Below are 24,886 nucleotides of genomic sequence, written 5' to 3'. Positions count from 1 at the left end.
CAGGGCATGACCGAAGATCTGCTGACCAGCAACATGGCCTGGGTCGCCGGCCGCTATAACGATAGCGAGTTTTTCAGGCGCACGGCAGCTGAGCGCCAGACCGATTACCTCTGGCTGGGCTGCGCCGATAGCAGGCTCTCTGGACAGGAGCTGACCGATCTGCCGCCCGGCGCGATCTTCCATCATACCAATCCGGGAAACCTAGCCCCGCCTCTGGACGTCGGATTGCTGTCCAGCCTTCAGTTCTCGCTGGAAGTCTTGAAAGTGCGACATATCGTGGTTTGCGGCCACTATGGCTGTGGGGTCATGGCCGCGGCGCTGTCCAACGCGCCGATTGATCTCCTTGATCGCTGGCTCGGCCCAGTGCGCGCCCTGGCCTCGCGTCATGCCGAGGCGTTGGAGACGATCATGGATCCGGGCGCTCGAGCCAATCGGCTTTGCGAGCTCAATGTGACCGCGCAACTGGTCAATCTCGCCGGTAATCCATTGGTCCAGGACGCGTGGCGTCGCGGCCAGTCCCTGACACTGCACGGCTGGGTCCATTCGGCGGCCGACGGCCTGCTGCGCGATCTGGAAAATACCATCAGTAGCTTGAAACAGGCCATGGCCTTCGTCGGCGGCCTGGTGCCGGAGGCCCCGCGGCGGCGAAACGCGCGAAGGACCTCGGCATGAGCGAACCGAGCGTTGCTGTGGTCCTCGCCGGCGGCGCGGGTTTGCGCATGGGCGGCGGAAAGCCGCTGCGGGCCTGGGGTGAGGTTTCGCTTGTGGCCCGCGCCTTGGCCCTGGCCCAGGGCTATGCCGACGACGTCGCCGTCGCCGTCCGCGACGCCGGGCAATTGGGCGACGGCGTGGGCGCCCAGCTGCTGTTTGATCATCCCGACGTTCCTGGCCCCTTGGCCGGTCTGGCCTCCGCCCTGGCTTTCGCCCGCGCCCGCGGCGCGGCGCGGGTGCAGCTCCTGGCCTGCGACATGCCCGTCCTGCCCGCCGATCTGACCCGCCGCCTGGCCGCGGTCCTGACTTCAGGGGGCGCGGTCGCCCTGCCCGCCAGCAACGGCCGGCTGCATCCGGTCTGCGGGCTCTGGAGCGTCGAGGTGGAGTCGACCCTGTCCCACTACCTGGCCCAGGGTCGCTCATCGCTTCGGGGATTGGCCGAAACGACGGGTCTGGCGGTGGCCGACTGGGGCGCGATCGTCCCCGACCCGTTCGTCAATCTCAACACCCTGGCCGAGCTCCAGGCCCAGCAGCCCCGTCGCCAAGCCGACTTGACGCGGGTCAAGGCCACGCCGCCCGTCCAGGGCCAGACTGCCGTCTAGGAGACCACCGATGTTTGACCCTGCCGAGCCGATCACCACCTTCCTGCGTCAGGATGAGGTCATCGCCGTGCGGATTCGCCGGGACTTCGACACCACGCCCGAGCGCCTGTGGACCGCCCTGACCCAGCCCGAAGACCTGGTCCAATGGCTGGCTCCGGGAACCATCGCGCTGGAGATCGGCGGCGCCGTCCAACTGGACTTTGGCGACAGCGGCGTGGTCATCAACAGCTTGGTGACGGCGTATGAGCCGGGTCTGCTGCTGGAATACGGCTGGAGCGGCGCGGGCGACACGGCCCGCCCGTTACGCTGGGAGATCGAGGCCTCCAACAACGGCGCCCGCTTAATCCTGAGCTTGACCCTGCCCGCCAGCGAGGACGCCGGCCGCGCCGCCGCGGGCTGGTCGGCGCATCTGGACATGCTCGCCGCCGCCCTGGCTGAGGTCCCCATTCGTTTTCCCTACGCGCGCTTCCAGGCCGCCTGCGAGGCTTATCGCGCTCCGGTAGCGTTCGCCCAGGCCGCTTGGGGGCTTGGCGCGACGCCCGCGGCCAACGCCGTCCCCGCCTGACTTCGCCGCCATGACCCTCGCCCCTCTGTCCGCCCGCTCCGACGCCGGCCTGATCGCCAGATATGACGGCCGCGCGCCGCGCTACACCAGCTATCCGCCGGCCACCCAGTTCACGCCGCAGGTCACCGCGCAGACCTATGGCGCGTGGCTGCGCGACTTGCCGACTGATCAGGCCGTGTCGCTCTATCTGCACATCCCGTTCTGCGCCCGGCTGTGCTGGTACTGCGGCTGCAACACCCGGGCGGTGAACCGCCACGAGCCGGTCGGCGACTACGTGCGTCTGCTGCTCGACGAGATTGACCTGCTGGGCGCCGCCCTACCCGCCCGCCTCGCGGCCGGCGCGGTGCATTTCGGCGGCGGCACCCCCAACATGTTGTCGACCGCCGAGGTCGACGCCATCTTCGACGGCCTGAGCCAGGTCTTCGACCTGACGTCTGACATCGACATCGCCGTCGAGATGGATCCCGCTATACTGACCCAGGACTGGGTGCGCGCCGCCGCCGCCCGCGGCATGAACCGCGCCAGCCTGGGGGTGCAGAACCTCACCCCCGAAGTCCAGGCGGCGGTCAATCGCCGCGACACCTTCGAACACATCGCCGACTGCGTCGCCTGGCTGCGCGAGGCCAAGGTCGGCTCGATCAATCTCGACTTGATGTATGGCCTGCCCCACCAGACCACCGCCAACACCCTGTCGACCCTGGACCAACTGCTGACCCTGCGCCCCGAGCGGCTGGCCCTGTTCGGCTATGCCCACGTGCCGTGGATGAAGAGCCACCAGCAGCTGATCGACGAGGCGGCCCTGCCCGGACCCCAGGCGCGCCTGGACCAGAGCGAAAGCGCCGCCGAACGGCTGGCGGCAGAAGGCTATGTGCGGATCGGCCTCGACCATTTCGCCCTGCCCGAGGATCCTATGGCCCAGGCCCTGGCGGCCGGGACCCTGCGGCGCAACTTCCAGGGCTACACGACCGATCCGGCCGTCACCCTCCTGGGCATGGGCGCCTCGGCGATCGGTGGTCTGCCGCAGGGCTTCGTGCAGAACGCCGCCCATGAGCTGACCTGGCGCGCGGCGGTCAAGGAGGGCCGGCTGCCGGTGGCGCGCGGGGTCGTGATCAGCGACGACGATCGCTTCCGTGGCGAGATCATCGAGCGGCTGATGTGCGACTTCTGCGTCGACCTGGCGGCGGTGTGCGCGCGCCATGGCCGGCGGTCCAGCGACCTGGCCGCCGAGCTGCCGCGCCTGACCCCGTTCGTGGCCGACGGTCTGGCGCGGATCCGCGAGGCCACGATCGAGGTCCTGCCGCCGGGCCGGTTGCTGGTGCGCTCGATCGCGGCGGTGTTCGACGCCTATTTCAACGCCGAGGGCCAACGCCACGCCAAGGCGATCTGATGGCTCATGCGCCCGTTTCGAACCGCTTGGGGGCATAGGCTCGCGCCTCAACACCCTGGTCGATCAGATCGTCTGGGATCGGACGTCCCTCAAGTAGCGCCGCGGCCAGGCGACCCATGGCCGGAGCGGTCTGGATGCCAAAGCCCCCCAAGCCCGCCAGCCAGAAGAATCCGGGGCGCTGTGTCGACCAGCCCACGACCGGCGCCCGGTCGGGCGCGAAGGTCCGCAGGCCGGCCCATCGGCCGACCAGATGGCGCACCGGATGATCGGCGACGGCCTCGAACCGGGCCATGCCCAAGGCGACATCCATTTCCTCGGCGACCGCGTCGCAGGGCGTGCTCGGCGTCTCATTGGCCGGGGTGATCAACAGGCGACCGCCACAGGGCCGAAAATAGAAGCGCTCGTCGATGTCCTTGACCACCGGCCAGTCGGCGAAGTTGTTGTGGCCCGGGGCCTTGGCCAGCAGCACCGTCCGGCGCAGCGGCGCCAGCCCAAGCGGCGCGAGCCCTGCGGCGACCGCGGTCTCATCGGCCCAGGCCCCGGTGGCGTTGACCAGGACAGGCGCGCAGATCTCCGCGCCCTTACCCCGCACGCGCCACCCCGATCCGTCACGTTCCACAGCAGCGCGGCCGGCGCCGGCCACCATTTGGCCGCCGGCCTCGCAAACCTGGCGCAGGAAGGCCGCATGCAATCGCGCCACGTCGAGATCGCCGGTCCCGGCTTCGATCAGCGCCGCGGCGACCGCCTCGGACCGGAGGATCGGCGCTCGCGCCTGGGCCGCTTGGCCGTCGATCCAATCAAGCCGGACCCCGTGACGATCGGCGGCGTGGCGCGCGGCGAGGCGCTCGAGCCCACGGACCTGATCTGGACCGGCCAGGTGCATGACCGGCCGCGCCGCCAGAAGCGGCGGACCAAAGCCCTGAGGCGGTTGGGCGAAGAAGCGCCGGCTGGCCGCCGTCAGCCCGGCGATCGCCTCGCCACCGTAGGAGGGGATAAACATCGCCGCCGAGCGGCCGGTGGTGTGATAGCCCAGCACCGACTCGCGCTCGACCAGCGCCACCCGCACGCCGGCCGACAGATGGGCGGCCAGGGCCGCGCCCGCCATCCCGCCCCCCAGGACGACCACGTCGACCGATTGACGGCAAGGGCTGGCGGTCATGACCAGGTCATCCATCGTGCGCCTGCCAGGCCCTGGAGATAGCCGTTGATCAGAGGCCCTGGCGGATCGGCCGCGAGGATCGCCGGCCCCAGATCGGCCGGGGCAAGATCCCCGTCGGCATAGGCGCGGAAGCTGGCGATCACCTTAGCCATGTCGCCCGAATGGGGCGAAAGGCGCAGGGCGGTGACGCCCGCCGCGCTCAGGTGCGCCAAGGGACTGTCGACGATCTGGACGTCATGGGACAGGGTCTGGACGCCGTTGACCGCCAGGAAGCCGGCGTGGTCAAGCGTTTCGACCGCTAGGCCGTCGGGGTCGCGATCGCAGACAAACTGGCAATTGTCCTTGTGCAGTCCATGTCTTCGCGCGTGATAGCAGCGTCCCGACAGAGCCAGCGGCAACCGGCCATAGGCGAAGATTTCGATCTCGAGACCTGGGCAGCGCATCGACAACCCGGCCAAGGCCGATAGCGACAATTCGATATTGGCGCACAGCCGCACGCAGCCGCGCGCGGTCAGTTCGGCCGCCGCGGCCTCGTTGTAGATGTTGAGCAAGGGTCCCGCGACGAAGGGCGCGCCGGCCGGACGTCGGGCCAGGGCGCTGATGTCATTGACCTCGATCAGGGCCGGATCGCTGGCCAGGGCCGCGGTCGCCTGGCGGTCGCGCGGCAAGGCGGGTAGCGCCAGGGTCGACCAGACAACGGTCTTGCCGGCCGCCTGCAAAACCTCTGCGGCTCGGCCCAAGGTGTCGGCCAGGAGGGGCCCGCGTTTACCGCACACCACCTCGCCCAGATAGACGCGATCGATCGCGGGATCGGCGGCGACCTGGTCATAGAAGGCCGCGGCGCGGGACGGCGACCAGTTGAACAGCAACGGTCCCAGGGCCAGCTCCATGCGCTGTGCTTTCATCGCCAGGACTTTCGGTAGGCCCCGGCGGTCTCGCGGCCGCCTTCAGCAAGGTTCGACAGCAGAGCTTCATAGGAGGCGGTCGTTTCGCCGCGATCGAGTGCGTCCAGCGCGCCGCGAAAGGCCGCCGCCACCCGCGCGACATAGGCCTTGCCACGTTGGCGGCCTTCGACCTTCACGGCGGTGACGCCAGCCTTGGCCAGATCGGCCAGAAGGCTCATGGCGTTGAGGCTGACGGGCTCCTCGAACAGATAGGACGCCTGGCCGCCGGCCGTGAAGCGGCCCTTGCACAGCGTCGGATAGCCGGCGGTCTCGCCCGCTGCGAAGCGGTCGAGTGTGAAACCCGCCAGGCGCGAGGTGAGCTGACCCTGCTGGTCCTCGAACGACACCGCTTCGGGCGGCGAGCAGACGCCCGAGAGATTGGGCGAGCGACCGGTGGCGTAGGACGACATGGCGCAGCGGCCTTCGGCCATCACACAAAGGCCGCCGAACACGAAGGCCTCGGTCTCGACACTGATCGAGCGATTGAGCGCGGCGATCTCGGGGGCCGACAGCACCCGCGGCAACACCACACGCCGCACGCCATAGGTCTTGGCGTAGTAGTCGATGGCGTCAGCCGAACCGGCCGCCGCCTGCACCGAAAGATGCAACCTCATTTGCGGGTGGGCGTCGCGCGCATAGGCTAAGACCCCCAGGTCGGCGACGATGATGGCGTCGACGCCCGTTCGAGCCGCCGCATCGACCGAAGCGCGCCAAGTTGCCACCGCCCCCACCCTGGCGAAGGTGTTGATCGCCACCAGCACCTTGGCGCCCCGCTCATGGGCCCAGTCGGCGGCGACCTGCAATTCCGCGGGCGAGAAGTTCAGGCCAGGAAAGTTGCGGGCGTTGGTTTCGTCACGCAGGCCGCAATAGACGCTGTCGGCGCCGGCCTCGATGGCGGCGCGCAGCATGGCCGGCGATCCGGCCGGGCAGACGAGCTCGATGCGCGACATCAGAGGTCGGCTCCGCCGCGTGGGGCCAAGCGCCTAAGCCAAAAGGCCAGGCCAGCATTGGCCATGGCGCCGGCCGGCGCAGCCAGGCCCAGCAAATCAGCCACCGTCAACTCCGCCGCCTCGAGCGCGTTGTGCAGGGCCATGACCGCCCCGATGTCGCCCTCGACCTTGATGCTGCGCGAAAAGAACGCCGCGTCGGCGTCGACCGAGCCGTCGAACAGGCCCAGCAGCGCGCTCAGGCGGCCGCCTACCCGCGCGGTGGGCGCCATCGGCGCCGTGGCCCGCGCGACGCGCACCGAGCCCGACTCGCCTCGCGGCGACAGTTGAAAGACCACAGGCCAGTCTTCGGGCGCGAGAATGAACCGCGCCTCTTGATAGGCGCCCAGGCGCTCGAAGATCTCTGGCCGCCGCCGCGCCACCTGTCGCAAACCACCGGTCAAGACCTGTTCGACAGGATAACGCAGAGCCATCAACATATCGGCCGCGAGGTGATCGGCCGATGGACGTGATCGCCCTGTCCAAGTCGTCTTTCGGCGATATCGCGTTGACATGAAGCGCCCTCTTGAGGGCTCGGGATATGCCTTGCCGCCTGCGGCGCGCGATAGGGCGTCGAAGGGGTCGCGAGCGCGCACAATGAGCAAGTCGAACCTTGCCGATGATCAAGTCCGCCAGGGCCCGACCTAGAAATCCTCCCAGGTTTACAGGGCGCCCCCATGGGCTCGCGCCGCGCCGCCGCCGAAGCTTGGCCGATAAACGCTCGCCGTCGCGCGCTCACCGCGGACCGGCGGCGTCGAAAACGACCCGACCAGACGAAACTGGGCCATGGATCGCGACAGTTCGGCCGCTTCATTGGCCAGCGAAACGCTGGCGGCGGTGCTCTGCTCCACCATCGCGGCGTTCTGCTGGGTGACCTGGTCCATCTGATTGACCGCCGTATTGACCTGCTGAAGGCCGGTCGCCTGTTCCTGAGCCGAGGCCGAAATCGACTCGACGATGCCGGTGATCCGTCCCACCAGGTCGGCGATATGGGTCAGGGCCGCGCCGGTTTGGCCGACCAGATCCACCCCCGCATCGACCTGACGCGAGGAGGCGCCGATCAGCAGGCGAATTTCCTTGGCCGCGCTTGCCGACCGCTGGGCCAGGGCGCGCACCTCTTGGGCGACCACCGCGAACCCACGGCCCGCGTCACCCGCCCGGGCGGCCTCGACCCCAGCGTTGAGCGCCAGCAGGTTGGTCTGGAAGGCGATTTCGTCGATCACGCCGACGATCTGACCGATCTGGCCGGCGGAAGCTTGGATGGCGCTCATCGACTCCACCGCGCGACTGACCAATCCGACGCTACGATCGGCCTCGTCCTTGGCGGCCGAGACGATCTGGTGGGCGTCGGTGGAGCCCTCGGCGGTCCGCATCACCGTCCCGGTGATCTCGTCAAGGGTGGCGGCGGTCTCCTCAAGGCTGGCGGCCTGTTGTTCAGTGCGCCGCGACAGGTCGCTGGCGGCTTCGCTGATCTCCTGGGAGCCGGAGCCAATCGCCTCGGCGTTCAGGATGATCAGTCCCATGGTGTCGTTGAGCTTGGCCACCGCGGCGTTGAAGTCGGCGCGAAGCTGTTCGTATTCGGGCGCGAAGCTCTGCGTCAGCCGCTGGGTCAGGTCGCCAGCCGATAGCTTGCCCAATCCATCAGCGATGGCGGCGACCACGGCCGCCTGCTGGGCCGCCGCCAGAGCGCGTTGGGCCTCATGCTCATGCCGCTCGACCTCGGCGGCGGCGCGTTGGGCGGCGGTCAGGGTCTCCAGATCCAACTTCTCGATGGCGTTCTGGCGGAAGATCAGCACCGCCTGGGCCATGTCTCCGACCTCGTCGCGGCGACCGATCGCCGGGATTTCCACATCGTGGCGGCCGGCGGCCAGGGCGCCCATGGTTTGGGTCATGGCCGCCACCGGAACCGCGACGCCACGAGTCAGGAGCCATCCGGCGAGACCGGCGAGCGCCACCACGACGCCCGATCCCAGCCATAGGGTCAGGGCCGACTGACCGACCGCGGCGCGATGGGCCAAGGTCCGCCGTTGATAGACTTGGTCGATATTTGCCGCGATGGTGGCGCTCAGCGCTTGGGCCGTGGCCAACTTGCCGCCGCCGATCATGGCGACCGCCTGCGGCAGCTCTGCCGGGTCGCTCGCCAGCCGAATCTGCGTCAGGGCCTCGTCGCGTCGCCAGGCGTTGGCTGCGGTGTCCATCTGGGCCACGAGCGCCAGGTTCTTGCGATCGGTGGCGACCTGGCGCAGGTGGCCCAGCGCTGCATCATAGGCGCGGCCTTCCTGGCGATAGTGTTCCACGAAGGCGGGATCTTGCGTGGCGACGAACGCGCGCACGGCGCTTTCCTGCGCCAGAAGCGCGGTGTCCATCGCGGCGCGATCTTCCATCACCATGTTGGTGACGTCCTTGGCCGCCGCCGCGGCGGTGATGGTCGAAAGATTGAAATGGACGATTGCGCTGACGCCGATGAAGACGGCGATGATCGCACTGAAGGCGACGGACAGTTTTCGCGAGATGCGAAGATGCGACAGCATGGGGATCTCGGGGGTGACGAAGGCCTCGCGCCTGGATGAGGGGCCTGAGAAAGCGCGAAGCAAGCGAGCGCCTGGTCCACGCACCAGGATCGAACGCAGGGGCTGCCAAGAGGACCGCATCCAGCGTCATGATCACCCTTACATAGGACGCGCCGGTTGCGATTGACCTCCGTCAGCTTCGGTCTGGTTGAATGTCAGGAGTCCGGGAGGCGAAAGTATAGCTTAGCTTTCCCGAGGACGGATCGCCCCCTTCCGCGACAGGGCCACGGCCGCTCCAGGGCTCGCGGGGTGAACAGCTCGGTCAGCGCTGCGGTCGCCCCGTACTCAGCAAATGCCGCGCTATGATGTCGCGCTGCATCTCGCTGGCTCCCGAATAGATGGTGGCGGCGCGCAGGCTCAGCCGCCGGGCCATGGCCCGCGCTCCGGCGTCCAGCGCCTCGCTCCCGGCCAGGTCGTCTGCCACGCCCAGGGCGCCAAGCGCGGCCGCCGCCGCGTCGCCGGCGATCTCCATCGCCAGTTCGGCGACCTGCTGATTTAACTGGCTGCCCACCAGCTTGAGCATGGAGGGCGCGATCTGATCGTGGGGGCCAGGTCGGCCCGACGGAAGGGCCGCCAATTCCAGCTGCTCGAAGGCGTCCACCTCGATCGCCAGACTCGCCAGGCGACGGCGCAGGTCGGGATCGACGCCGGACCCGGACTGGAACAGCCGCTCGGCGGCGTGGCGATGAGCGCGACGCACCAGGGCCGCGGGGGTGTTGTTGGCGCGGGCCAACTGCATCAGCCGCTTGGCCATAGACCACCCATCATTTTCAGCCCCAATCCGGTTCTCTGCGGGGACGATCACGTCATCGAAGAAAACCTGGTTGAATTCATGCTGCCCGGCCAGGTCGAGGATTGGCGAAACCGTGAGCCCGGGGCTGTCCATGTCGATCAGCAGGAAAGTTAGTCCCTGCTGACGGCGCTCGGTATCGGCGGTGCGAAAGATGCCAAACATGCGGTTGGCCAGATGCGCGCCTGTGGTCCAGATCTTGGTTCCATTGAGATGATAGGCCTCGCCGCGGCGGACCGCGCGACAGGACACCGCCGCCAGGTCGGATCCAGCCTCCGGCTCAGAGAATCCCTGGCACCAGAGATCCTGGCCCGACAGGATCGCTCCCAGATAACGCGTCCGCTGCGCGTCGCTGCCCTGTTCGATCAGTAAGGGCCCCAGGCTCCGCAGCCCCCCAGCGAATAGCACCGGAGCGTCGTTCAAGGCGCATTCTCGGTCGAACAGGAAGCGCTGGCGAGCGCTCCAGCCCGTCCCGCCCCACGCCACCGGCCAGCCCGGCGCGATCCAGCCCCGCGCGAACAGTCGCGCATGCCAGACCCTGCACGCCTCGATTTCGGAATGCACGCCAAGAGTTTGTCGGCCGGCCTGCCGAAGATCGGGCGTGAGCGCCTCCTCGAAGAAGGCGCTCACCAAGGCCAAGAAAGCCTCTTCCGACGCCGATCGCGTCGTATCCGGCTCGAGAAAGGGGGCTGCTCGACGAACCACTAAGCCGATCCCGGGTCCGCGCGATCCGCGGTCCTTTCCTCCTAGGCCACCCAGACCCCTCGCGCCTTGATGGACCGCAAACGCCGTCGGTGAAGTCGCCGCTCGTCGGCTTGACGGGCGCCAAGCCTGACCACCCCAGCCGTGCGCCATCGCCGCGCACCCCCGGTTTGTCCTTGCTTGGCGCGATGGCGCGCCTATCGTCCGCGCCGCATGAACCCACCTGCCCCTCCCTCTTCGATCGGTCTGGATGACGGTGACGTCGGCGCAGCGAACCGATGGCCGATGATCACCCTGACCCAACAGCCCTTCGCGCCCGGTTTGCTGCTCGACGCCTTTTGCCGCGGTCGCGCCGAGGTCGGCGCGATAGCGAGCTTCACGGGCCTGGCGCGGGCGGAAGGCGGCGCGGCCCAGATCCTGGAGCTGGAGGCCTATCCAGGCTTCACCGACGCGGTGATCGCCGATTTCGCCGAAGGGGCCAAGACGCGGTTCGCGTTGGTGGATTATCAGATCGTCCACCGCACGGGCTCCATCGCCCCCGGCGAGGCGATCGTCTTCGTGGCCACCGCCGCCGCCCATCGCCGACCGGCGTTCGAAGCCTGCGACTTCCTGATGGACTATTTGAAAAGCCAGGCGCCGTTCTGGAAGAAGCAGCACGGCCCGCACGGCGTAAGTTGGATCGAGCCCACCGCTCAAGATCATGACGACGTTGGCCGATGGGACAACCCGCGCCTTCGCGCTGAGGGTTCTGACCGATGACCCGCCTGACCCACATCGACGACGAGGGACGTGCCCGGATGGTCGACGTCACGGACAAGGCGTCGACAACGCGCGAGGCCGTAGCGGTGGGCTTCGTGCGCATGGCGCCCCAAACCCTCACTCTGGCGCTATCGGGGACCGGCCGGAAGGGCGAGGTTCGGGCCGTGGCGGAGATCGCAGGGGTGATGGCCGCCAAGAAGACCTCCGATCTGATCCCACTGTGCCATCCGCTGGCCCTGAGCAAGGTGGAGGTCTCGGTCGAGGCAAGCGATGGCGGTTTGGCTGTGACCGCGCGCGTCAAGACCACCGGCCCGACCGGGGTGGAGATGGAAGCCCTGACCGCCGTCTCGGTGGCCTGCCTGACGATCTATGACATGCTCAAGGCCGCCGAGAAGGGCATGGTCATCGAGGCCGTGCGTCTGACCTCCAAGAGCGGCGGCAAATCGGGACCCTGGCTGTCGTCGGCCCCGGACGATGCTGGCCAATCCCAGCGCCTGCCGTGACGATCGTCTCCGTCGCCGGTGGCGCCGAACACAATAGAGGTCCAGGCTGAACTCGCGTCCAAGCGACCTTGATCTCGCGCAAGGGCTTGGTTTTTCAAATAGCCCAAGGTGCGACCATGACCGAAGACTCCCATTTTCAGCAACTGCTGAAGACCGCCGCCGCCCAGGTCCAGCCCCATCGCCTGCTGTTCGTGTTCGCCGGCGCCGAGCTGCCCGATCATCCGAGCGCGGCGCAGCGGGAAAACTTCCTGGCTGGGCGCGGCGGGGCCTTGGCGGCGTTGATGTGCGTCGACAAGGCCGCCAGCGAACTGACCGATTTCGACAGCTTGGCGCGCGAGTCCAGGGACGCCGGACCGCCGTGGCAGGTGGTGTTCGCCGCCGCCCTGTCTGGCCGCGACGGAAGCCCTCCGGCCAAGGCCGAGATCGACGCGGCGCTCAAGACGATGGTCGAGGCCGTCCGGGTCGGCGGCGTTGGCCAATACGCCGCCTTTGGCCCCGACGGCGATCCGCTTCATTTCCACTGAGCCGGCCGCCGCACGCGAACGCGGCCGATCAACCCCGACCCGTGTGTGGTGAAAGGCCGCCTAGGCTGTTGTTTCGTCGGCTTTGCAGCGCCGCGTCTGACCGTTAGCGTCAGGAGACCGCCGGTTAGGGAGACCCGCAAATGTGCGATCTCTACGCCCTCATGAAGGCGCGCGCCGAAGTCGCCGCCTTGGCGCGCGCCATGAGCGACCTCAACAACAACCAGCCGCCGATGCCGGGCATCTACCCGGACTACGCCGCGCCGATCATCACCCATGGCCAGGACGGCGGCCGGGTGATGCGTGACGCGCGTTGGGGCATGCCCTCGTCTAAGCAGGCCTTGTTCAAGGCCGCGACGGAGCGGGCCGACAAGCTGCGCGCCAAGGGCACGGAGTTCGACTTCGCCGAATTGCTGAAGATGGAGCCGGACAAGGGGACCACCAATGTGCGCAACACCACCAGCGAGAAAACCGGCAAGACCAACGCGCACTGGGCGCCCTGGCTGGGCGCGGGGAGCCGCTGCCTAGTACCGTTCACCTCCTTCGCCGAGCCGGACCAGGATCACGAGAAGACCCGCAAGAATATCTGGTTCGCCCTTGATGAGAGCCGCCCGCTGGCCTTATTCGCCGGCATCTGGACGCCCCATGCCTGCGTACGGATGAAGAGCAAGGGCTGGGAGGAGATCGTGGCCTACGGCTTCCTGACCACGGACGCCGCCGAGCCGGTGAAGACCTACCATTCCAAGGCCATGCCGGTGATCCTGACCGAGCCGGAAGACTGGGACCTTTGGATGAGCGACGCGCCTTGGACCGAGGTCGCCAAGCTTCAACGTCCGCTCCCCGAGCGCCTGAAAATCGTGGCCTTCGGCGGCAAGGGCGACGAGGTCATTCCAGCCTGATCGAGGTCACCGCTCCGGCGGCGCCCAGGACCAGGGACCGTCATAAAGGTGGGGGAAGATCGCCACGTCCGTGGAGCCGCATCCCTGATCTCCGGAACACGACAGGCGCGCGGCGATATCGGCGATCTTGACGTGGGTCCGATCCCCGAACGTCTCCAACAGCGTCTCTGGCGTCCATTCGATCAGCCGCGGACATTCCCGGCAGCAGATCGCCAGCGAGTAGCCTTTTGTGAGAAAGGTCGAGACCGTGTCAGCGCCGACCTGACCCAGGTGGAAGCGTCGAATGAGCGCTTCGGGCGGGCGCTTCAGCGTCGAGGGCGGAGGGGTGGGCGCCAAGGAGGATCTCCGCTCACTGACGTGCAAAGCGCGGCGGCCTAACCGGCGCGGCGCAGGGTCTCGTCTACCGTGGTTCCAGGCAACTGAACATAGAACCAGGCCAGCTCCGGATGACGCTCGGCAAGATCGGCGAACACGCGCCGGATCTTGCCGGTCAGCGCTGGAGTCCTGACGCACATCGACACCACCAGGGCCGCGCTGGTGCGCAAGGTCGGATTGCGAAGCGAGGCGCGCTGGTCTTCAAGCCGGCGCCGATAGCGGTTGGCGCTGAGGCCGTCGGGCAGATCGGCGATCGCCCGCTCCACGTCCTTGAGGGTCTGCGCGATGGTTTCGGCCAAGCCGATTTCCAGGGCCAGGAACAGAAACTCACCCTCTACGCGCGACACGCCCTGCTCTCCCATACGACCAAGATGGCGCGTTCGTTTCACGCCATTTGGGTCGCGCGTTCAAGGAGAAAGTTCCCGTTTCGTTCACAGGCTGCTAGAGAGCTGGGGACATGGAGTCGCCGCCTCGCAAAATCATCCATATCGACATGGACGCCTTCTACGCGTCCATCGAGCAGCGCGATGATCCCAGCCTGCGCGGGCGGCCTGTCGTGGTCGGCTCGCCCGCCGCGCGCGGTGTGATCGCCGCGGCGAGCTACGAGGCCCGAAAATTCGGCGTGCGCTCGGCCATGCCCTCCAGCGCCGCCCTGCGCAAATGCCCCGAGCTGGTCTTCGTGCCGCATCGCATGGAGGTCTATCGCGCGGTGTCCCGGCAGATCCATGCGGTCTTTGCCGGCTATACCGACCTGATCGAGCCGCTGTCGTTGGACGAGGCCTATCTCGATGTCACCGCCGACCTCGCCGGCGTGGGCGCGGCCACGCAGACGGCGCGGCGGATCCGCCAGGCGATCCTCGACGAGACGGGACTGACCGCCTCGGCCGGGATTTCCTACAACAAGTTCCTGGCCAAGATGGCTTCGGACCAGAACAAGCCCAACGGCCAGTTCCTGGTGGCGCCGGGCCAGGGCGAGGCCTTCGTGGCCACCCTGCCGATCGGCCGTTTCCATGGCGTGGGCCAGGTCACCGAAGCCAAGATGAAGGGGCTTAAGATCGCGACCGGCGAGGATCTGCGTCAACAGTCTCTGGCGTTCCTCGTGCAGCATTTCGGCCGGGCCGGGCCCTGGTTCTACGCGATCGCGCGCGGGATCGACACGCGGCCGGTCAATCCCGACCGCGAGCGCAAGTCCTCCGGGTCGGAGACGACGTTCCAGACCGACCTTGTCGACACCAGCCGGATCGAGGCCGAGGTCGCCGCGCTCGCTGACAAGGTGTTCGCCTGGTGCGAAAAGGCCGGCGCCTACGGACGCACGGCCACGGTCAAGATCAAGTACGCCGACTTCGATCAGGCCACGCGCCGACGCTCCTTGCCGACCGCCATCACCGATGGGACGACCCTACGCCAGGTCGCCCAGGATCTGGTCCGCTCGGTTTATCCGCTGCGGCTGGGCGTACGGCTCTTGGGCGTCACCGTCTCCAGTTTCACCAGCCCCCCGCCGACGTCGCAGACCGCCCTGCCCGTCTAGGCCGCGTCGAGGGCCGCCTCGCCGTACCGGCCCTTACGACAGATTCGGTCGCTCCTAAAAATTCCGATTCCGCCCAAACCCTTGCGCCGCCGCGATCTTGGCCATGGCGCGCGCCTGCGTCGCACCCCTGGGCTGATTGACTCTCGCCGACGCGTGAGAACAAAGATGGAACAAGATCATTTCATCCTCATGTCCCTCAGCTCCTCCCCCGCCGCGCTCGACGCGCTCCGCCGTCAGGTCCGCGCCCTCGAAACGCAGGACCGCACGACGCGCGCGGTGCTGCCGTTCGGCATCCCGGCGCTCGATGCGCGCCTGCCGGGCGGCGGCCTGGCCTATGGCGCGCTGCACGAAGTGGCCGGCGGGGCCGACGGCGCCTTGCACGGCGCGGCGGCGGCGAGCTTCGCGGCCGGGCTCCTGGCCCGCGCCGAGGGCGAGGTGCTGTGGTGCCTGCGCCAGCGCGACCTCTTCGCGCCGTTCCTCAGCCAGGTCGGCCTGCCGCCGGAGCGGATCATCTTCGCCGAGGCCGGCGACGAGGCCGGGGTCCTGGCCTCGATGGAGGAAGGCCTGCGTTGGCCGGGCCTGGCCGGGGTGATCGGCGAGGTCGGCAAGCTGTCGATGACCGCCTCGCGCCGGCTGCAGCTTGCGGCCGAGAAGAGCGGACAGATGGCCATCGCCATCCGACGATGGCGGCGGGTCGCCGACGCGGCCGACCTGGGCCAGCCGACGGCGGCCGCCACCCGGTGGCGGGTCTCGGCCCTGCCCTCATCACCACTACCTGTTCCTGGCGTGGGCCGTCCCCGCTGGTTTCTCGAACTTCTCCGCTGCCGTGCCGGCGACGCCTTCGACATCGAGCTAGAAGCCTGTGACGCAAAGGGTCATCTCCGTGTTCCTGCCCCGCTGGCCGACCGACCGGTTAGCCCGGATGCAGGCGCAGGCGCTGGGCAAGAGCGCGCCGCCGCCTGATGCGCCGACCATCATGGTCGGGCGTGTCGGCCGTCGCCGCGCAATCGCGCATATGAACCTGGCCGCCGCCCGCGCGGGGCTGCGCATCGGCCAGCCCGTCGCCCACGCCACCGCCCTGGTCCCGGGCCTGGCGCTCCACGATCTCGACCCCGAGGGCGACCAAGCCGCCCTGCACCGCCTGGCCCTGTGGGCGCAACGTCTCTACTCGCCGACCGTGGCGGCCGATCCCGGCGATGGCCTGGTCATCGACGCCACCGGCTGCGCCCATCTGTTCGGCGGCGAAGACAAGATGCTGATCGATATCCGCGACCGCCTGGCCAAGGCCGGATTCGCCGCGCAGATCGCCATCGCCGACAGCTGGGGCGGCGCGCACGCCCTGGCTCGCTATGGCCGGCGCTCGATCTTCGTCGTCACCCCCGGGGCCACCGGTCGCGAGCTGCAGGACCTGCCGGTGGCGGCCTTGCGCCTGCCGGCCGATCTCGTCCCGGCCTTGTCAAAGCTCGGCTTCGACACGATCGGCGAGCTGGAGGCCACGCCCAAGGGTCCCTTGACCCACCGCGTGGGCCTGGAGCCCGCCCGGCGCCTGGACCAGGCCTTCGCCCGGCAGGCCGAGCCGATCGAGCCGGTCCTCGCGCCTGAAACGCTCCGGGTCGCCAAGGTGTTCGCCGAGCCGATCGGCGCGCCCGAGACCCTGGCGCGTTACGTGACGCAATTGACCGCCGAGCTCTGCGCGGCCCTGGAGGCGGCCAGCCTGGGCGCCAAACGGCTCGACGCCTACTTCTTCCGGGTCGACAACCGCATCGAAACCGCCCGCATCGGCATGGCCGCGCCCACGCGCAACGCCAAGCGGCTGGCCAAGCTCCTATGCGAGAAGCTGGAAAACGTCGATCCGAGCTTTGGGGTCGACAAGATCCTGCTGGCCGCGCCGGGCGCCGAGGCCCTGGCCTACAAGCAGGACGAGGCGGCGATCGGGGCTGTCCGCCAGGCCGCCGACCTGTCGGGCCTGATCGACACCCTGTCCAATCGCCTGGGCTCCGAGCACGTCTATCGTCTGGTCAGCGTGCAGAGCGACCTGCCCGAACGCTCGGTGAAAAAGGCGCCGGCGCTCGAGCCTCCCAAGGCCTTCTCCTGGCCGGCCGACTGGCCGCGCCCGACCCGGCTTTTCCCGCGCCCTGAACCGATCGAGACCGTGGCCCTGCTGCCGGACGCCGCGCCGGCCTCGTTCACCTGGCGCGGCATGCGCCGGCGGGTCCGCCGGGCCGACGGCCCCGAGCGGGTGTTTGGCGAGTGGTGGAAGGCCGACGCGGAGCTGGCCCGCTCCCGCGACTATTTCCAGGTCGAGGACGAGGCGGGCGAGCGGTTCTGGATCTTTCGCGACGGCGACGGCGAGGATCTGGCCACCGGCTCCCAGCGCTGGTTCATGGCGGGGGTGTTTGGATGAATATCTCTGTGCAAGCGCTTGAGGATCTTGGTGATTATGTCGAGCTGCAATGCGCCTCGCACTTCTCGCTCTTGCGCGGCGCCTCCTCGCCCGGCGAGCTGTTCGACGAGGCGCGGGCGCTGGGCTATCGCGCCCTGGCGATCTGCGACCGCAACAGCGTCGCTGGCATGGTCCGCGCCCATATCGCCGCCAAGGCCACGGGCGTGCGGCTGATCGTCGGCTGCGAGCTGGTGTTGCGCGACGGCATGACCCTCGTGGTTTTACCCACCGACCGGCCCGCCTATGGCCGCCTGTGCCGACTGCTGTCGCTGGGCAAGGCCCGGGCCGGCAAGGGCGAGTGCGATCTGACGCTGCAGGACGTTGCCGCCTATGCGCAGGGTCTGATCGCCATCCTGATCCCCGACGCCGCCGACGATGTCACCGCCGTTCAGCTGAGAACGCTCAAGGCGGTGTTCGGCCCCGACGCCCACATGGCGCTCACCCTACGCCGCCGGCCGGGCGACGCCTTGCGCCTATATGAGCTGGAGCAAATGGCGCGAACGGCCGGGGTGACGCCGGTGGTCACCAACCGGGTGCTGTTCCACGAGAAGGCCCGCCGCCTGCTGCAGGACGTCGTCACCTGCATTCGCGAGAAGACCACGATCGACGATGTCGGTTTCAAGCGCGACCGCCATGCCGACCGCTATCTGAAGGCTCCGGCCGAGATCGTGCGGCTCTTTCCGCGTCACGCCCAAGCCATCGCCGCCTCCGTGGCGATCGCCAAGCGCTGCCGCTTCTCGCTCGACGAGCTGGCCTATCAGTATCCCAACGAGGTCGCCGAGACGGGCAAGACACCCCAGGAGACGCTGGAAGATCTGACCTGGGCGGGCGCGGCCGAACGCTTTCCCGACGGGGTTACCCCCGAGGTCAAGGCCATCCTCGAGCACGAGCTGAAGCTGATCGGCGCCTTGGGCTACGCGCCCTACTTCCTGACGGTCAATTCGATCGTCCGCTATGCCAGGAGCCAGGACATCCTGTGCCAGGGCCGCGGCTCGGCGGCCAACTCGGCGGTCTGTTACGTGCTGGGAATTACGTCCATCGACCCTGAGCGCAACGACTTGCTGTTCGAGCGCTTCGTCTCCCAGGAGCGCGACGAGCCGCCCGACATCGATGTGGATTTCGAGCACGCCCGGCGCGAGACCGTCATGCAGTGGATCTTCGAGACCTATGGCCGCGATCGCTCGGCGATCGTCGCCGTCGTCCAGCGCTTTCGGCCGCGCGGCGCGGTGCGCGATGTCGGCAAAGTGCTGGGGATCCCCGAGGACATGACCAAGGCGCTGTCGAGCCAGGTCTGGAGCTTCTCGCGCGAGGAGATCGAGGAAAAGCACGCCCGCGACCTGGGCCTGGATCTGAGCGATCGCCGCCTGCGCCTGACCCTGGAACTGGCCCAGCTGCTGCTCAACACCCCGCGCCATTTCTCCCAGCATCCCGGCGGCTTCGTGCTGACCCAGGATCGGCTCGACGAGCTGGTGCCGATCGAACCGGCGCGGATGGACGGCCGCCAGATCATCGAATGGGACAAGGACGACATCGACGAACTGAAGTTCATGAAGGTCGATGTGTTGGCGCTGGGCATGCTGACCTGTCTGAAGCGCGGCCTGGATTTGCTGAAGGATCACAAGGGGATCGACCTGGATCTTGCGACGATCCCGCCCGAGGATCCGCGCACCTATGCGATGATCCGCAAGGCCGACACCCTGGGCGTCTTCCAGATCGAAAGCCGCGCGCAGATGGCCATGCTGCCGCGCCTCAAGCCTCGATCCTTCTACGACCTGGTCATCGAGGTGGCGATCGTCCGACCCGGCCCGATCCAGGGCGACATGGTCCACCCCTATCTGCGCCGGCGCGAAGGCAAGGAAGCGGTCTGTTATCCCAAACCGGAGCTGGAGAAGGTGCTGGGCAAGACGCTGGGCGTGCCGCTCTTCCAGGAACAGGCCATGCGCGTGGCCATCGAATGCGCCGACTTCACGCCCGGCGAGGCCGATCAGCTGCGCCGGGCCATGGCCACCTTCAAGTTCACCGGCGGGGTCAGTCATTTCAAGGCCAAGCTGGTCGGCGGCATGGTCGAGCGCGGCTATCCGCAGGACTTCGCCGAGCAGACCTTTGCCCAGTTGGAGGGCTTCGGCTCATACGGCTTCCCCGAGAGTCACGCGGCCAGCTTCGCCCTCCTGGCCTACGCCTCCTCCTGGCTCAAATGCCATCACCCGGAGATCTTCTGCGCGGCCCTGCTCAACAGCCAGCCAATGGGCTTCTATCAGCCAGCGCAGATCGTCCGCGACGCCATCGAGCACAGCGTCGAGATCCGGCCGATCTGCGTCAACGCCTCGCGCTGGGACTGCACCCTGGAGGAACGGCCGGACGGAGCTTTGGCCGTGCGGCTGGGCCTGCGGATGGTCGGGGGCCTCGCCGAGGAGGACGCCGCGCGCCTGGTTCTGGCGCGCGCCGAAGATCCCTACCGCGTGATCGACGATCTCTGGCGGCGGGCCGGGATCAAGACCGGCGCCCTCTCGCGCCTGGCCGAGGCCGACGCCTTCCTACCGAGCCTCCGCCTGGCGCGCCGCGAAGCCGCCTGGGCGATCAAGGGCCTGCGGGATGTCGCCCTGCCGCTCTTCGATCAGCCCGGCGCGGCCGAGCTCAATGAGCCGCCGCCGGCTCTGAAGGCCATGACCGAAGGCCGCGAGATCATCGAGGACTACAGCCATGTCGGCCTGTCCCTGCGTCGCCATCCGTTGGCCCTGCTGCGCCCCGACCTCGAAGGCCTCCAGCGCGTCCCCTGCCGGGTCGCCGCCGACGCTCGCGATGGCCGGTTCATCAAGACCGCCGGCCTGGTGCTGGTGCGCCAGATGCCGGGCACCGCCAAGGGGGTGATGTTCATGTCCGTCGAGGACGAGACGGGCGTCTCCAACCTGGTGATCTGGAAGACTCTCTACGAGAAGCAGCGCCGCATCGCGCTGGGCGCCCACCTGATCGGGGTCGATGGCCGCATCCAGCGCGAAGGCGATGTCGTTCATCTGGTGGCCTATCAGCTCCACGATCTGACGCCCCTGATGGCCACCTTGCAGGATCGCGGCGCAGACGCCGGGGATCTGGCCTGGGCGGCCCGTAGCCGCAATTTCTGCTGAGGACATGATGGACGCCCATCCGCTGTTGTTCGACCTGCCGCTCGCACCGAGGGCGCCCAAGACGCCCCTGCCCGCGGGCTTCCGCTATCAAGCCGAGCTGATCAGCGCCGCCGAGGAGCGCGACCTCGTGGCCAGCTTCCAGGACCTGCCGTTCAAGCCCTATGAGCATCTTGGCTATTTCGGCAATCGCCGGATCGCCGGGTTTGGCTGGCGCCAGGACGAGGCCGGCCGGATGGTCGAGACCGGCGAGCCCATCCCCGATGTGCTCTTGCCGCTGCTGGCCAAGGTCGCGGCCTTCACCGGCTTGGACCAGGCCACCTTCCGCCATGCCCTGGTCACCGAATATTCGCCGGGCGCGGGGATTGGCTGGCATCGTGACCGGCCTCCGGCCGTGGCGATCGCCGGGGTCTCGCTCGTCTCGCCCTGCCACTTTCGTTTGCGGCGCAAGGCCGGCGATCGTTGGGACCGCGCCACCATCCTGGCGCAGCCGCGCTCGGCCTATCTGATGAGCGGACCGGCGCGCAGCGATTGGCAGCACTCCATCCCGGCGGTCGAGGCGATGCGCTATTCGGTGACCTTCCGAACGGTTCGGCGTTAGCCCGCGCCACCGGGGCCGTCGCTCGGGCGCGGAACGCTGGCGGCCCGCCGACGGTTGTCCTGGCGTGCGGATCGCGACCTACAACATCAACAATGTGCTGAGCCGCTTCGACCCTTTGCTCGAATGGCTCGACGACGCCCAGCCCGATGTCGTTTGCCTCCAGGAGCTGAAAACCGAACAGGGCCGTTTCCCCGCGCAAGCGCTCGAACAGATGGGCTATGGCGCGGTGTGGAAGGGCCAGCGGACCTGGAATGGGGTGGCGATCCTGGCGCGGGGCATGACCCCCGTCCTGACCCGCACCGCCCTGCCCGGCGACCCAGACCCTTCGCAGGCTCGCTACATCGAAGCGGCCGTGAACGGTGTGCTGATCGGCTGCCTGTACCTTCCCAACGGCAACCCGCTGCCTGGTCCCAAGTTCGATTACAAGCTGGCTTGGTTCGAGGCGCTCAACGCTCATGCCCAGGCGCTGCTGGAGACCGGCGCGCCCGTGGTGCTGGCCGGCGACTTCAACGTCGTGCCGACCGAGGCCGACCTTTACCCCAACCATTCCTATGGCGGCGACGCCCTGCTGCGCCCCGAAAGTCGCGCCGCGTTCCAGCGGCTGCTCGACCAGGGCTGGACCGACGCCGTGCGCGCCATCCATCCGCAAGACCCGCCCTGGACCTACTGGTCGTACCTGCGCGAGCGCTGGCCCAAGGACAAGGGCCTGCGCATCGACCACCTGCTGCTGTCGCCGGAGTTGGCGGATCAGCTCGTCGACGCCGGAGTCGACCGCTGGGTGCGCGGCCTCGCTCACGCCAGCGACCACGCCCCGACCTGGATCCAGCTCGATCGATGAAGGCCTCGCCCCTCGTCACGCCTGATGGCCGCTACATCGTGGTGCGCGGAAGGTTGTGGCGGACCAGCAATCCCAGCCTGACGCCGCACCGCCGACAAGCCCTGGTTGACGCCTTGATGGCGGCCCGCCGCGCCGTGCTCGCGGCCCTCGCCAGCGGCGACCCCGCCGCCCTCGCCCGCGCCCGCGCCGCCGTCGACGCCGCCAAGATCGGCCTGGGCGAACGCGGTCCGGTGTGGTGGGACGACGGCGCGCCCGACCTCAACCGCCACATGGCCAGAACCACGCCGTACGCGGAATGGTTCGCGCGTCACGGTGACGTCTAGCGCCGCCGTGCGCGCGCGCTTACCTTGACGCCATGTCTTCGCGCCAACGCCCCACCGCTCGCCTCCTGACGCCCGCCGGCTGGACCGGCATTTTCGTCGCCGCCCTGCTGGCGGCGGGCCTGACCTTCGCCGCCCTGAGCGCCCTGCCCCGCGCCTAGCGCGTCCAGAACACATGCACCTGGTCACGGCCGGTCTCGACCGTGAAGACCTCGCCATTCAGCCGCGCGTCGCGCGCCATGGCCTCGTAGTCGATATAGAGGCGCAGGCTCTCCGGAATGACCGTGCTCTCCTCGGTCATCTCCTGAAGGCAGTCGGCCAGACTGGCGAAGACGCCGTGATACTGGTCGTCGAGCGCGTCAACCGCCGCGCCCAGGTCACCGCCGACCTCGGCGAGCACAAGCGCGCCGAGCCTGCCGCGCTCGCGCAGGAAGGTCGCGATTTCGACGACCCTGGCGATGCTGGCGTACTCGGCGATTTCCACGCCGCCAAAGCCTTCATAGTCATGGATCGCGAACTCCTCGGCCATCGGCTCTGGCGAGGCCGCCAGCATTGCCCGGATCGCGTCCCAGACCGCATCGACGTCGTCCGAGACGTCGATCCAAGCGCCGTGCAACCGGCCGCCGTTATAGGCGGCCAGGCACGCGACATAGATACGGGGCTCAAGATCATCAGCGGCATGTCCCATGATCCTCATCCTTCAAGGCAGGGGTTCGACATCGAACCCTTGCCCGTCGGCGAGACCGGGGGTGCAAGCGGAGGGGCGGCTTCGCGGGGACCCGGCTGCAGGGCGTCCTTGACGAGGTCTCGCTGCCCGCCTTCGCCCGAAGCTGGGCGGAAGACGATCCGAAGCGCGCCGGGGGCGGAGCCCCAAGCCTTCATTTCACACACAGGCGGCGCTGGTGACCGCAAGCACATAAGCCGGGTGAATATATTATTGACACAACCCACAAGAGAACATCAGGTTGGCAGAACGTTGTTCCTTCAGGGGGTGGTGGAATGCGTATCAAGCCTTGGGCGCGTGTGCGCTTGACCGTCCGCGCGGCCATTATCGCCGCGCCGCTCTTGGCCGCGGGCGGCTGCACAACCTATTTGACCACGGCGCCCGATGCGCCTGGTTTGGCCACGCCGACCAACGGCATCCCTTATCGCCTGCCGGCGACACAGATCGACGTGGTTGTCACCTGGACCTTGAAGGCGTGCAAGGCGGGCGAGAAGAAGGGCGCCAACGGAACCGTCGAAATCGCGCCGAGCGCGGTCTTCGCCGCCAAGACCGTTGAAGGCGAGTCCCAGGTCATCGACTACAGCCACCTCGTCAACAGCTTCAAAACCGGCGAAATCAAGGTCGAGTATCAGGAAAAGACCCTGCTGCTCAAAACCATCAACGCCACGATCGAGGGCCATGAGGCCGAGGCCACGGGTGAGGCCATCAAGTTGGGGCTGACCGCCGCGCGTCTCTTCATGGGCCTGCCGGCTCCGGCATCGGGCGGCGCGGTCGGCGTCACCGAAGGTGAACCGCCTCCGCCCGACACGCCCTGCACCCCAGAAACCTATGTCGAGGTAAACACCCTCGAGAAAACCACCCAGCGGATCAAGGCGATCCCCGGCGAAGCTAAGGTCGCCGCCGACCGCATGGCCGTGCTTAAGGCGCGGGTGGTCGGCGGCGAGTTGACCGATGCGGACAAGGACGAGCTGGAAACGCTGCAGAAGAAGGCCGACGACCTGGACGAGGAGCTGACGACGCTGAGCGACGTCAGGAAGCAGCTACTCAGCAAGCTCTCGATCTCCCAGACCCTGACCCTTCCCCCGACCGGGGCCATTAAGGGCGGCAGCCTAGTGGTCGGTGAGGAAAAGCTGGACAAGTGGTTTGGGGCGCTCCTGAAGCCGGCCGCCGCCAAGGCCGCCAGCGTCAAGGTCGCCCAGGATCGCACAGCCAAGACCGACGCGTTCACCGTCATGGCGAGCCTGACGCCGCTCGACAGCGAGCCGGCCTGCAAGGACAGCAGCTGCAACGCATTGTCAACGGCGATGAACGGGGTGGTATTCCGCCAGCCGGTTCAAGGACAACTGCGCGTGGCCACCCAAGCCAAGGCGGAGCCCCTGGTCGATGATCTGGTTTCGGTGGCGCAGCTAGGCCGCCTGCGGGTGCTCCCGCTGCGCAGCGCCTGGGGCGAGAAGAACACCTTGTCGGCCACCTTCGCCGCCGATGGCTTGCCGACCTCGATCGAGTACAAGGCTCTGACCGCCAAAGGCGTGGCGGCGCTGAAGGCCACCAATGACGCCGGCTCTGGGCTGTTGTCGCTGATCGGCGAGGTCGACGCCAAGAAGACTGCCGATGCGGCGGCCGCCAAGGCTGCGGCCGACCAGGAGGCCAAGGATACCCTGGCCGGCGTCAACGGCCAGATCGCCTTGCTGGAGGCGCAGACAAAGCTCGACAAGCTGCAAAAGCCCGCCGACCTCGACCTTGAGACGTTGCAGGCTCAGCTGGCGATCCTGCGATTGAAGAAGGAGCAGAGCGATCTGGAGACGGCGATCGCCAAGAACGGCAGTTGAAGGACCACGGC

General features: G+C 68.2%; 26 protein-coding genes. 17 read left to right on the top strand and 9 right to left on the bottom strand.

Annotated features, from left to right (window positions below; translation table 11 throughout):
* Window positions 1-6 precede the first annotated feature (6 nt).
* Genes AC1RNC_RS23505 through hemN form a run of 4 tightly spaced genes read left to right on the top strand, consistent with a single transcriptional unit; the run spans window position 7 to window position 3,265 of the window.
* Window positions 7-672 (top strand): carbonic anhydrase, encoded by a 666-nt coding sequence (locus tag AC1RNC_RS23505; RefSeq protein ID WP_492841491.1) that lies wholly within the window; start codon window positions 7-9, stop codon window positions 670-672.
* Window positions 669-1,313 (top strand): molybdenum cofactor guanylyltransferase, encoded by a 645-nt coding sequence (locus AC1RNC_RS23500; protein ID WP_492888466.1) that lies wholly within the window; start codon window positions 669-671, stop codon window positions 1,311-1,313. Before AC1RNC_RS23505 ends, AC1RNC_RS23500 begins: the two co-directional genes overlap by 4 nt.
* 10 nt (window positions 1,314-1,323) lie before the next feature.
* Entirely contained in the window at window positions 1,324-1,878 is a 555-nt protein-coding gene (locus AC1RNC_RS23495; protein WP_492841487.1) for an SRPBCC family protein, read from the top strand.
* 10 nt (window positions 1,879-1,888) lie between these two features.
* Window positions 1,889-3,265, top strand: a complete 1,377-nt coding sequence (hemN, locus tag AC1RNC_RS23490) for an oxygen-independent coproporphyrinogen III oxidase (RefSeq protein WP_492888465.1) — start codon at window positions 1,889-1,891, stop codon at window positions 3,263-3,265.
* 4 nt (window positions 3,266-3,269) lie between these two features.
* Here the strand turns inward: hemN and AC1RNC_RS23485 are convergent, their stop codons facing one another.
* The 6 genes from AC1RNC_RS23485 to AC1RNC_RS23460 all read right to left on the bottom strand — a co-directional run bounded on the left by AC1RNC_RS23485 (window position 3,270) and on the right by AC1RNC_RS23460 (window position 10,419).
* A complete protein-coding gene (locus tag AC1RNC_RS23485) occupies window positions 3,270-4,424 on the bottom strand; it encodes an NAD(P)/FAD-dependent oxidoreductase (RefSeq protein WP_492888464.1) in 1,155 nt (384 codons plus the stop codon).
* Window positions 4,421-5,329, bottom strand: coding sequence for a ubiquinone anaerobic biosynthesis protein UbiV (gene ubiV, locus AC1RNC_RS23480; RefSeq protein WP_492853384.1), 909 nt, complete (start codon window positions 5,327-5,329; stop codon window positions 4,421-4,423). The genes AC1RNC_RS23485 and ubiV overlap by 4 nt, the downstream gene beginning before the upstream one ends.
* On the bottom strand, window positions 5,326-6,318 hold the full coding sequence (gene ubiU / locus AC1RNC_RS23475) for a ubiquinone anaerobic biosynthesis protein UbiU (RefSeq protein ID WP_492842009.1): 993 nt from the start codon (window positions 6,316-6,318) through the stop codon (window positions 5,326-5,328). Before ubiU ends, ubiV begins: the two co-directional genes overlap by 4 nt.
* Complete coding sequence (gene ubiT / locus AC1RNC_RS23470) at window positions 6,318-6,788, bottom strand: ubiquinone anaerobic biosynthesis accessory factor UbiT (protein WP_492888463.1); 471 nt, start codon at window positions 6,786-6,788, stop codon at window positions 6,318-6,320. The genes ubiU and ubiT overlap by 1 nt, the downstream gene beginning before the upstream one ends.
* Window positions 6,789-7,016: 228 nt before the next feature.
* A complete protein-coding gene (locus AC1RNC_RS23465; RefSeq protein ID WP_492888462.1) occupies window positions 7,017-8,885 on the bottom strand; it encodes a methyl-accepting chemotaxis protein in 1,869 nt (622 codons plus the stop codon).
* Between the two features lie 301 nt (window positions 8,886-9,186).
* The gene (locus tag AC1RNC_RS23460; RefSeq protein ID WP_492888461.1) at window positions 9,187-10,419 is read right to left on the bottom strand and encodes an acyl-CoA dehydrogenase family protein; all 1,233 of its coding nucleotides are present in this window, start codon (window positions 10,417-10,419) and stop codon (window positions 9,187-9,189) included.
* Between the two features lie 282 nt (window positions 10,420-10,701).
* Between AC1RNC_RS23460 and AC1RNC_RS23455 the strand changes: the two genes are divergently transcribed.
* From AC1RNC_RS23455 to AC1RNC_RS23440, 4 genes are all read left to right on the top strand, one after another.
* Complete coding sequence (locus AC1RNC_RS23455) at window positions 10,702-11,175, top strand: molybdenum cofactor biosynthesis protein MoaE (protein WP_492840788.1); 474 nt, start codon at window positions 10,702-10,704, stop codon at window positions 11,173-11,175.
* Window positions 11,172-11,678, top strand: a complete 507-nt coding sequence (gene moaC, locus AC1RNC_RS23450) for a cyclic pyranopterin monophosphate synthase MoaC (RefSeq protein ID WP_492840786.1) — start codon at window positions 11,172-11,174, stop codon at window positions 11,676-11,678. The genes AC1RNC_RS23455 and moaC overlap by 4 nt, the downstream gene beginning before the upstream one ends.
* Before the next feature lie 116 nt (window positions 11,679-11,794).
* Window positions 11,795-12,202 (top strand): ribonucleotide reductase subunit alpha, encoded by a 408-nt coding sequence (locus tag AC1RNC_RS23445; protein WP_492840784.1) that lies wholly within the window; start codon window positions 11,795-11,797, stop codon window positions 12,200-12,202.
* 140 nt (window positions 12,203-12,342) lie between these two features.
* Window positions 12,343-13,098, top strand: a complete 756-nt coding sequence (locus AC1RNC_RS23440; protein WP_492888460.1) for an SOS response-associated peptidase family protein — start codon at window positions 12,343-12,345, stop codon at window positions 13,096-13,098.
* Between the two features lie 6 nt (window positions 13,099-13,104).
* Here AC1RNC_RS23440 and AC1RNC_RS23435 read toward each other — a convergent pair whose 3' ends face one another.
* A complete protein-coding gene (locus AC1RNC_RS23435) occupies window positions 13,105-13,434 on the bottom strand; it encodes a hypothetical protein (RefSeq protein WP_492840780.1) in 330 nt (109 codons plus the stop codon).
* A 38-nt stretch (window positions 13,435-13,472) separates the two neighbouring features.
* The gene (locus AC1RNC_RS23430) at window positions 13,473-13,820 is read right to left on the bottom strand and encodes a hypothetical protein (protein ID WP_492840778.1); all 348 of its coding nucleotides are present in this window, start codon (window positions 13,818-13,820) and stop codon (window positions 13,473-13,475) included.
* Window positions 13,821-13,930: 110 nt separating this feature from the next.
* Between AC1RNC_RS23430 and dinB the strand changes: the two genes are divergently transcribed.
* From dinB to AC1RNC_RS23390, 8 genes are all read left to right on the top strand, one after another.
* Window positions 13,931-15,001, top strand: coding sequence for a DNA polymerase IV (gene dinB / locus AC1RNC_RS23425; RefSeq protein WP_492888459.1), 1,071 nt, complete (start codon window positions 13,931-13,933; stop codon window positions 14,999-15,001).
* Between the two features lie 165 nt (window positions 15,002-15,166).
* Window positions 15,167-15,964, top strand: coding sequence for an ImuA family protein (locus AC1RNC_RS23420; RefSeq protein WP_492888458.1), 798 nt, complete (start codon window positions 15,167-15,169; stop codon window positions 15,962-15,964).
* On the top strand, window positions 15,885-17,405 hold the full coding sequence (locus tag AC1RNC_RS23415; protein ID WP_492888457.1) for a Y-family DNA polymerase: 1,521 nt from the start codon (window positions 15,885-15,887) through the stop codon (window positions 17,403-17,405). The genes AC1RNC_RS23420 and AC1RNC_RS23415 overlap by 80 nt, the downstream gene beginning before the upstream one ends.
* Window positions 17,402-20,566, top strand: a complete 3,165-nt coding sequence (locus tag AC1RNC_RS23410; RefSeq protein WP_492888456.1) for an error-prone DNA polymerase — start codon at window positions 17,402-17,404, stop codon at window positions 20,564-20,566. The genes AC1RNC_RS23415 and AC1RNC_RS23410 overlap by 4 nt, the downstream gene beginning before the upstream one ends.
* A gap of 7 nt (window positions 20,567-20,573) precedes the next feature.
* Window positions 20,574-21,164 carry an alpha-ketoglutarate-dependent dioxygenase AlkB gene (locus AC1RNC_RS23405; protein ID WP_492888455.1) on the top strand — a complete coding sequence of 197 codons (591 nt, stop codon included), beginning with the start codon at window positions 20,574-20,576 and terminating at the stop codon, window positions 21,162-21,164.
* A gap of 64 nt (window positions 21,165-21,228) precedes the next feature.
* Window positions 21,229-22,002, top strand: a complete 774-nt coding sequence (locus AC1RNC_RS23400; protein ID WP_492888454.1) for an exodeoxyribonuclease III — start codon at window positions 21,229-21,231, stop codon at window positions 22,000-22,002.
* The gene (locus tag AC1RNC_RS23395) at window positions 21,999-22,325 is read left to right on the top strand and encodes a hypothetical protein (RefSeq protein WP_492888453.1); all 327 of its coding nucleotides are present in this window, start codon (window positions 21,999-22,001) and stop codon (window positions 22,323-22,325) included. Before AC1RNC_RS23400 ends, AC1RNC_RS23395 begins: the two co-directional genes overlap by 4 nt.
* 32 nt (window positions 22,326-22,357) lie before the next feature.
* Complete coding sequence (locus tag AC1RNC_RS23390; protein WP_492888452.1) at window positions 22,358-22,483, top strand: hypothetical protein; 126 nt, start codon at window positions 22,358-22,360, stop codon at window positions 22,481-22,483.
* On the opposite strand, the gene AC1RNC_RS23385 is transcribed toward AC1RNC_RS23390, so the two are convergent.
* Window positions 22,480-23,010 (bottom strand): antirestriction protein ArdA, encoded by a 531-nt coding sequence (locus AC1RNC_RS23385; RefSeq protein WP_492888451.1) that lies wholly within the window; start codon window positions 23,008-23,010, stop codon window positions 22,480-22,482. The genes AC1RNC_RS23390 and AC1RNC_RS23385 overlap by 4 nt on opposite strands.
* 311 nt (window positions 23,011-23,321) lie before the next feature.
* Here AC1RNC_RS23385 and AC1RNC_RS23380 point away from each other — a divergent pair, with 311 nt between their 5' ends.
* Window positions 23,322-24,875: a hypothetical protein gene (locus AC1RNC_RS23380; protein WP_492888450.1), complete on the top strand. Its 1,554-nt coding sequence runs from the start codon at window positions 23,322-23,324 to the stop codon at window positions 24,873-24,875.
* Window positions 24,876-24,886: the final 11 nt, after the last annotated feature.

The sequence above is a fragment of the Caulobacter sp. GW822-FHT01G02 genome, from assembly GCF_058802865.1.
Note: the sequence above shows the minus strand (reverse complement) of the source record. Positions and strands in the feature narration are given on the sequence as shown.

Coding starts and splice junctions, on each gene's coding strand:
- AC1RNC_RS23505 (WP_492841491.1), top strand. CDS start 7: ATGACCGAAGATCTGCTGACCAGCAACATGGCCTGGGTCGCCGGCCGC.
- AC1RNC_RS23500 (WP_492888466.1), top strand. CDS start 669: ATGAGCGAACCGAGCGTTGCTGTGGTCCTCGCCGGCGGCGCGGGTTTG.
- AC1RNC_RS23495 (WP_492841487.1), top strand. CDS start 1,324: ATGTTTGACCCTGCCGAGCCGATCACCACCTTCCTGCGTCAGGATGAG.
- hemN (WP_492888465.1), top strand. CDS start 1,889: ATGACCCTCGCCCCTCTGTCCGCCCGCTCCGACGCCGGCCTGATCGCC.
- AC1RNC_RS23485 (WP_492888464.1), bottom strand. CDS start 4,424: ATGACCGCCAGCCCTTGCCGTCAATCGGTCGACGTGGTCGTCCTGGGG.
- ubiV (WP_492853384.1), bottom strand. CDS start 5,329: ATGAAAGCACAGCGCATGGAGCTGGCCCTGGGACCGTTGCTGTTCAAC.
- ubiU (WP_492842009.1), bottom strand. CDS start 6,318: ATGTCGCGCATCGAGCTCGTCTGCCCGGCCGGATCGCCGGCCATGCTG.
- ubiT (WP_492888463.1), bottom strand. CDS start 6,788: ATGGCTCTGCGTTATCCTGTCGAACAGGTCTTGACCGGTGGTTTGCGA.
- AC1RNC_RS23465 (WP_492888462.1), bottom strand. CDS start 8,885: ATGCTGTCGCATCTTCGCATCTCGCGAAAACTGTCCGTCGCCTTCAGT.
- AC1RNC_RS23455 (WP_492840788.1), top strand. CDS start 10,702: ATGATCACCCTGACCCAACAGCCCTTCGCGCCCGGTTTGCTGCTCGAC.
- moaC (WP_492840786.1), top strand. CDS start 11,172: ATGACCCGCCTGACCCACATCGACGACGAGGGACGTGCCCGGATGGTC.
- AC1RNC_RS23445 (WP_492840784.1), top strand. CDS start 11,795: ATGACCGAAGACTCCCATTTTCAGCAACTGCTGAAGACCGCCGCCGCC.
- AC1RNC_RS23440 (WP_492888460.1), top strand. CDS start 12,343: ATGTGCGATCTCTACGCCCTCATGAAGGCGCGCGCCGAAGTCGCCGCC.
- dinB (WP_492888459.1), top strand. CDS start 13,931: ATGGAGTCGCCGCCTCGCAAAATCATCCATATCGACATGGACGCCTTC.
- AC1RNC_RS23420 (WP_492888458.1), top strand. CDS start 15,167: ATGGAACAAGATCATTTCATCCTCATGTCCCTCAGCTCCTCCCCCGCC.
- AC1RNC_RS23410 (WP_492888456.1), top strand. CDS start 17,402: ATGAATATCTCTGTGCAAGCGCTTGAGGATCTTGGTGATTATGTCGAG.
- AC1RNC_RS23405 (WP_492888455.1), top strand. CDS start 20,574: ATGGACGCCCATCCGCTGTTGTTCGACCTGCCGCTCGCACCGAGGGCG.
- AC1RNC_RS23395 (WP_492888453.1), top strand. CDS start 21,999: ATGAAGGCCTCGCCCCTCGTCACGCCTGATGGCCGCTACATCGTGGTG.
- AC1RNC_RS23390 (WP_492888452.1), top strand. CDS start 22,358: ATGTCTTCGCGCCAACGCCCCACCGCTCGCCTCCTGACGCCCGCCGGC.
- AC1RNC_RS23385 (WP_492888451.1), bottom strand. CDS start 23,010: ATGGGACATGCCGCTGATGATCTTGAGCCCCGTATCTATGTCGCGTGC.
- AC1RNC_RS23380 (WP_492888450.1), top strand. CDS start 23,322: ATGCGTATCAAGCCTTGGGCGCGTGTGCGCTTGACCGTCCGCGCGGCC.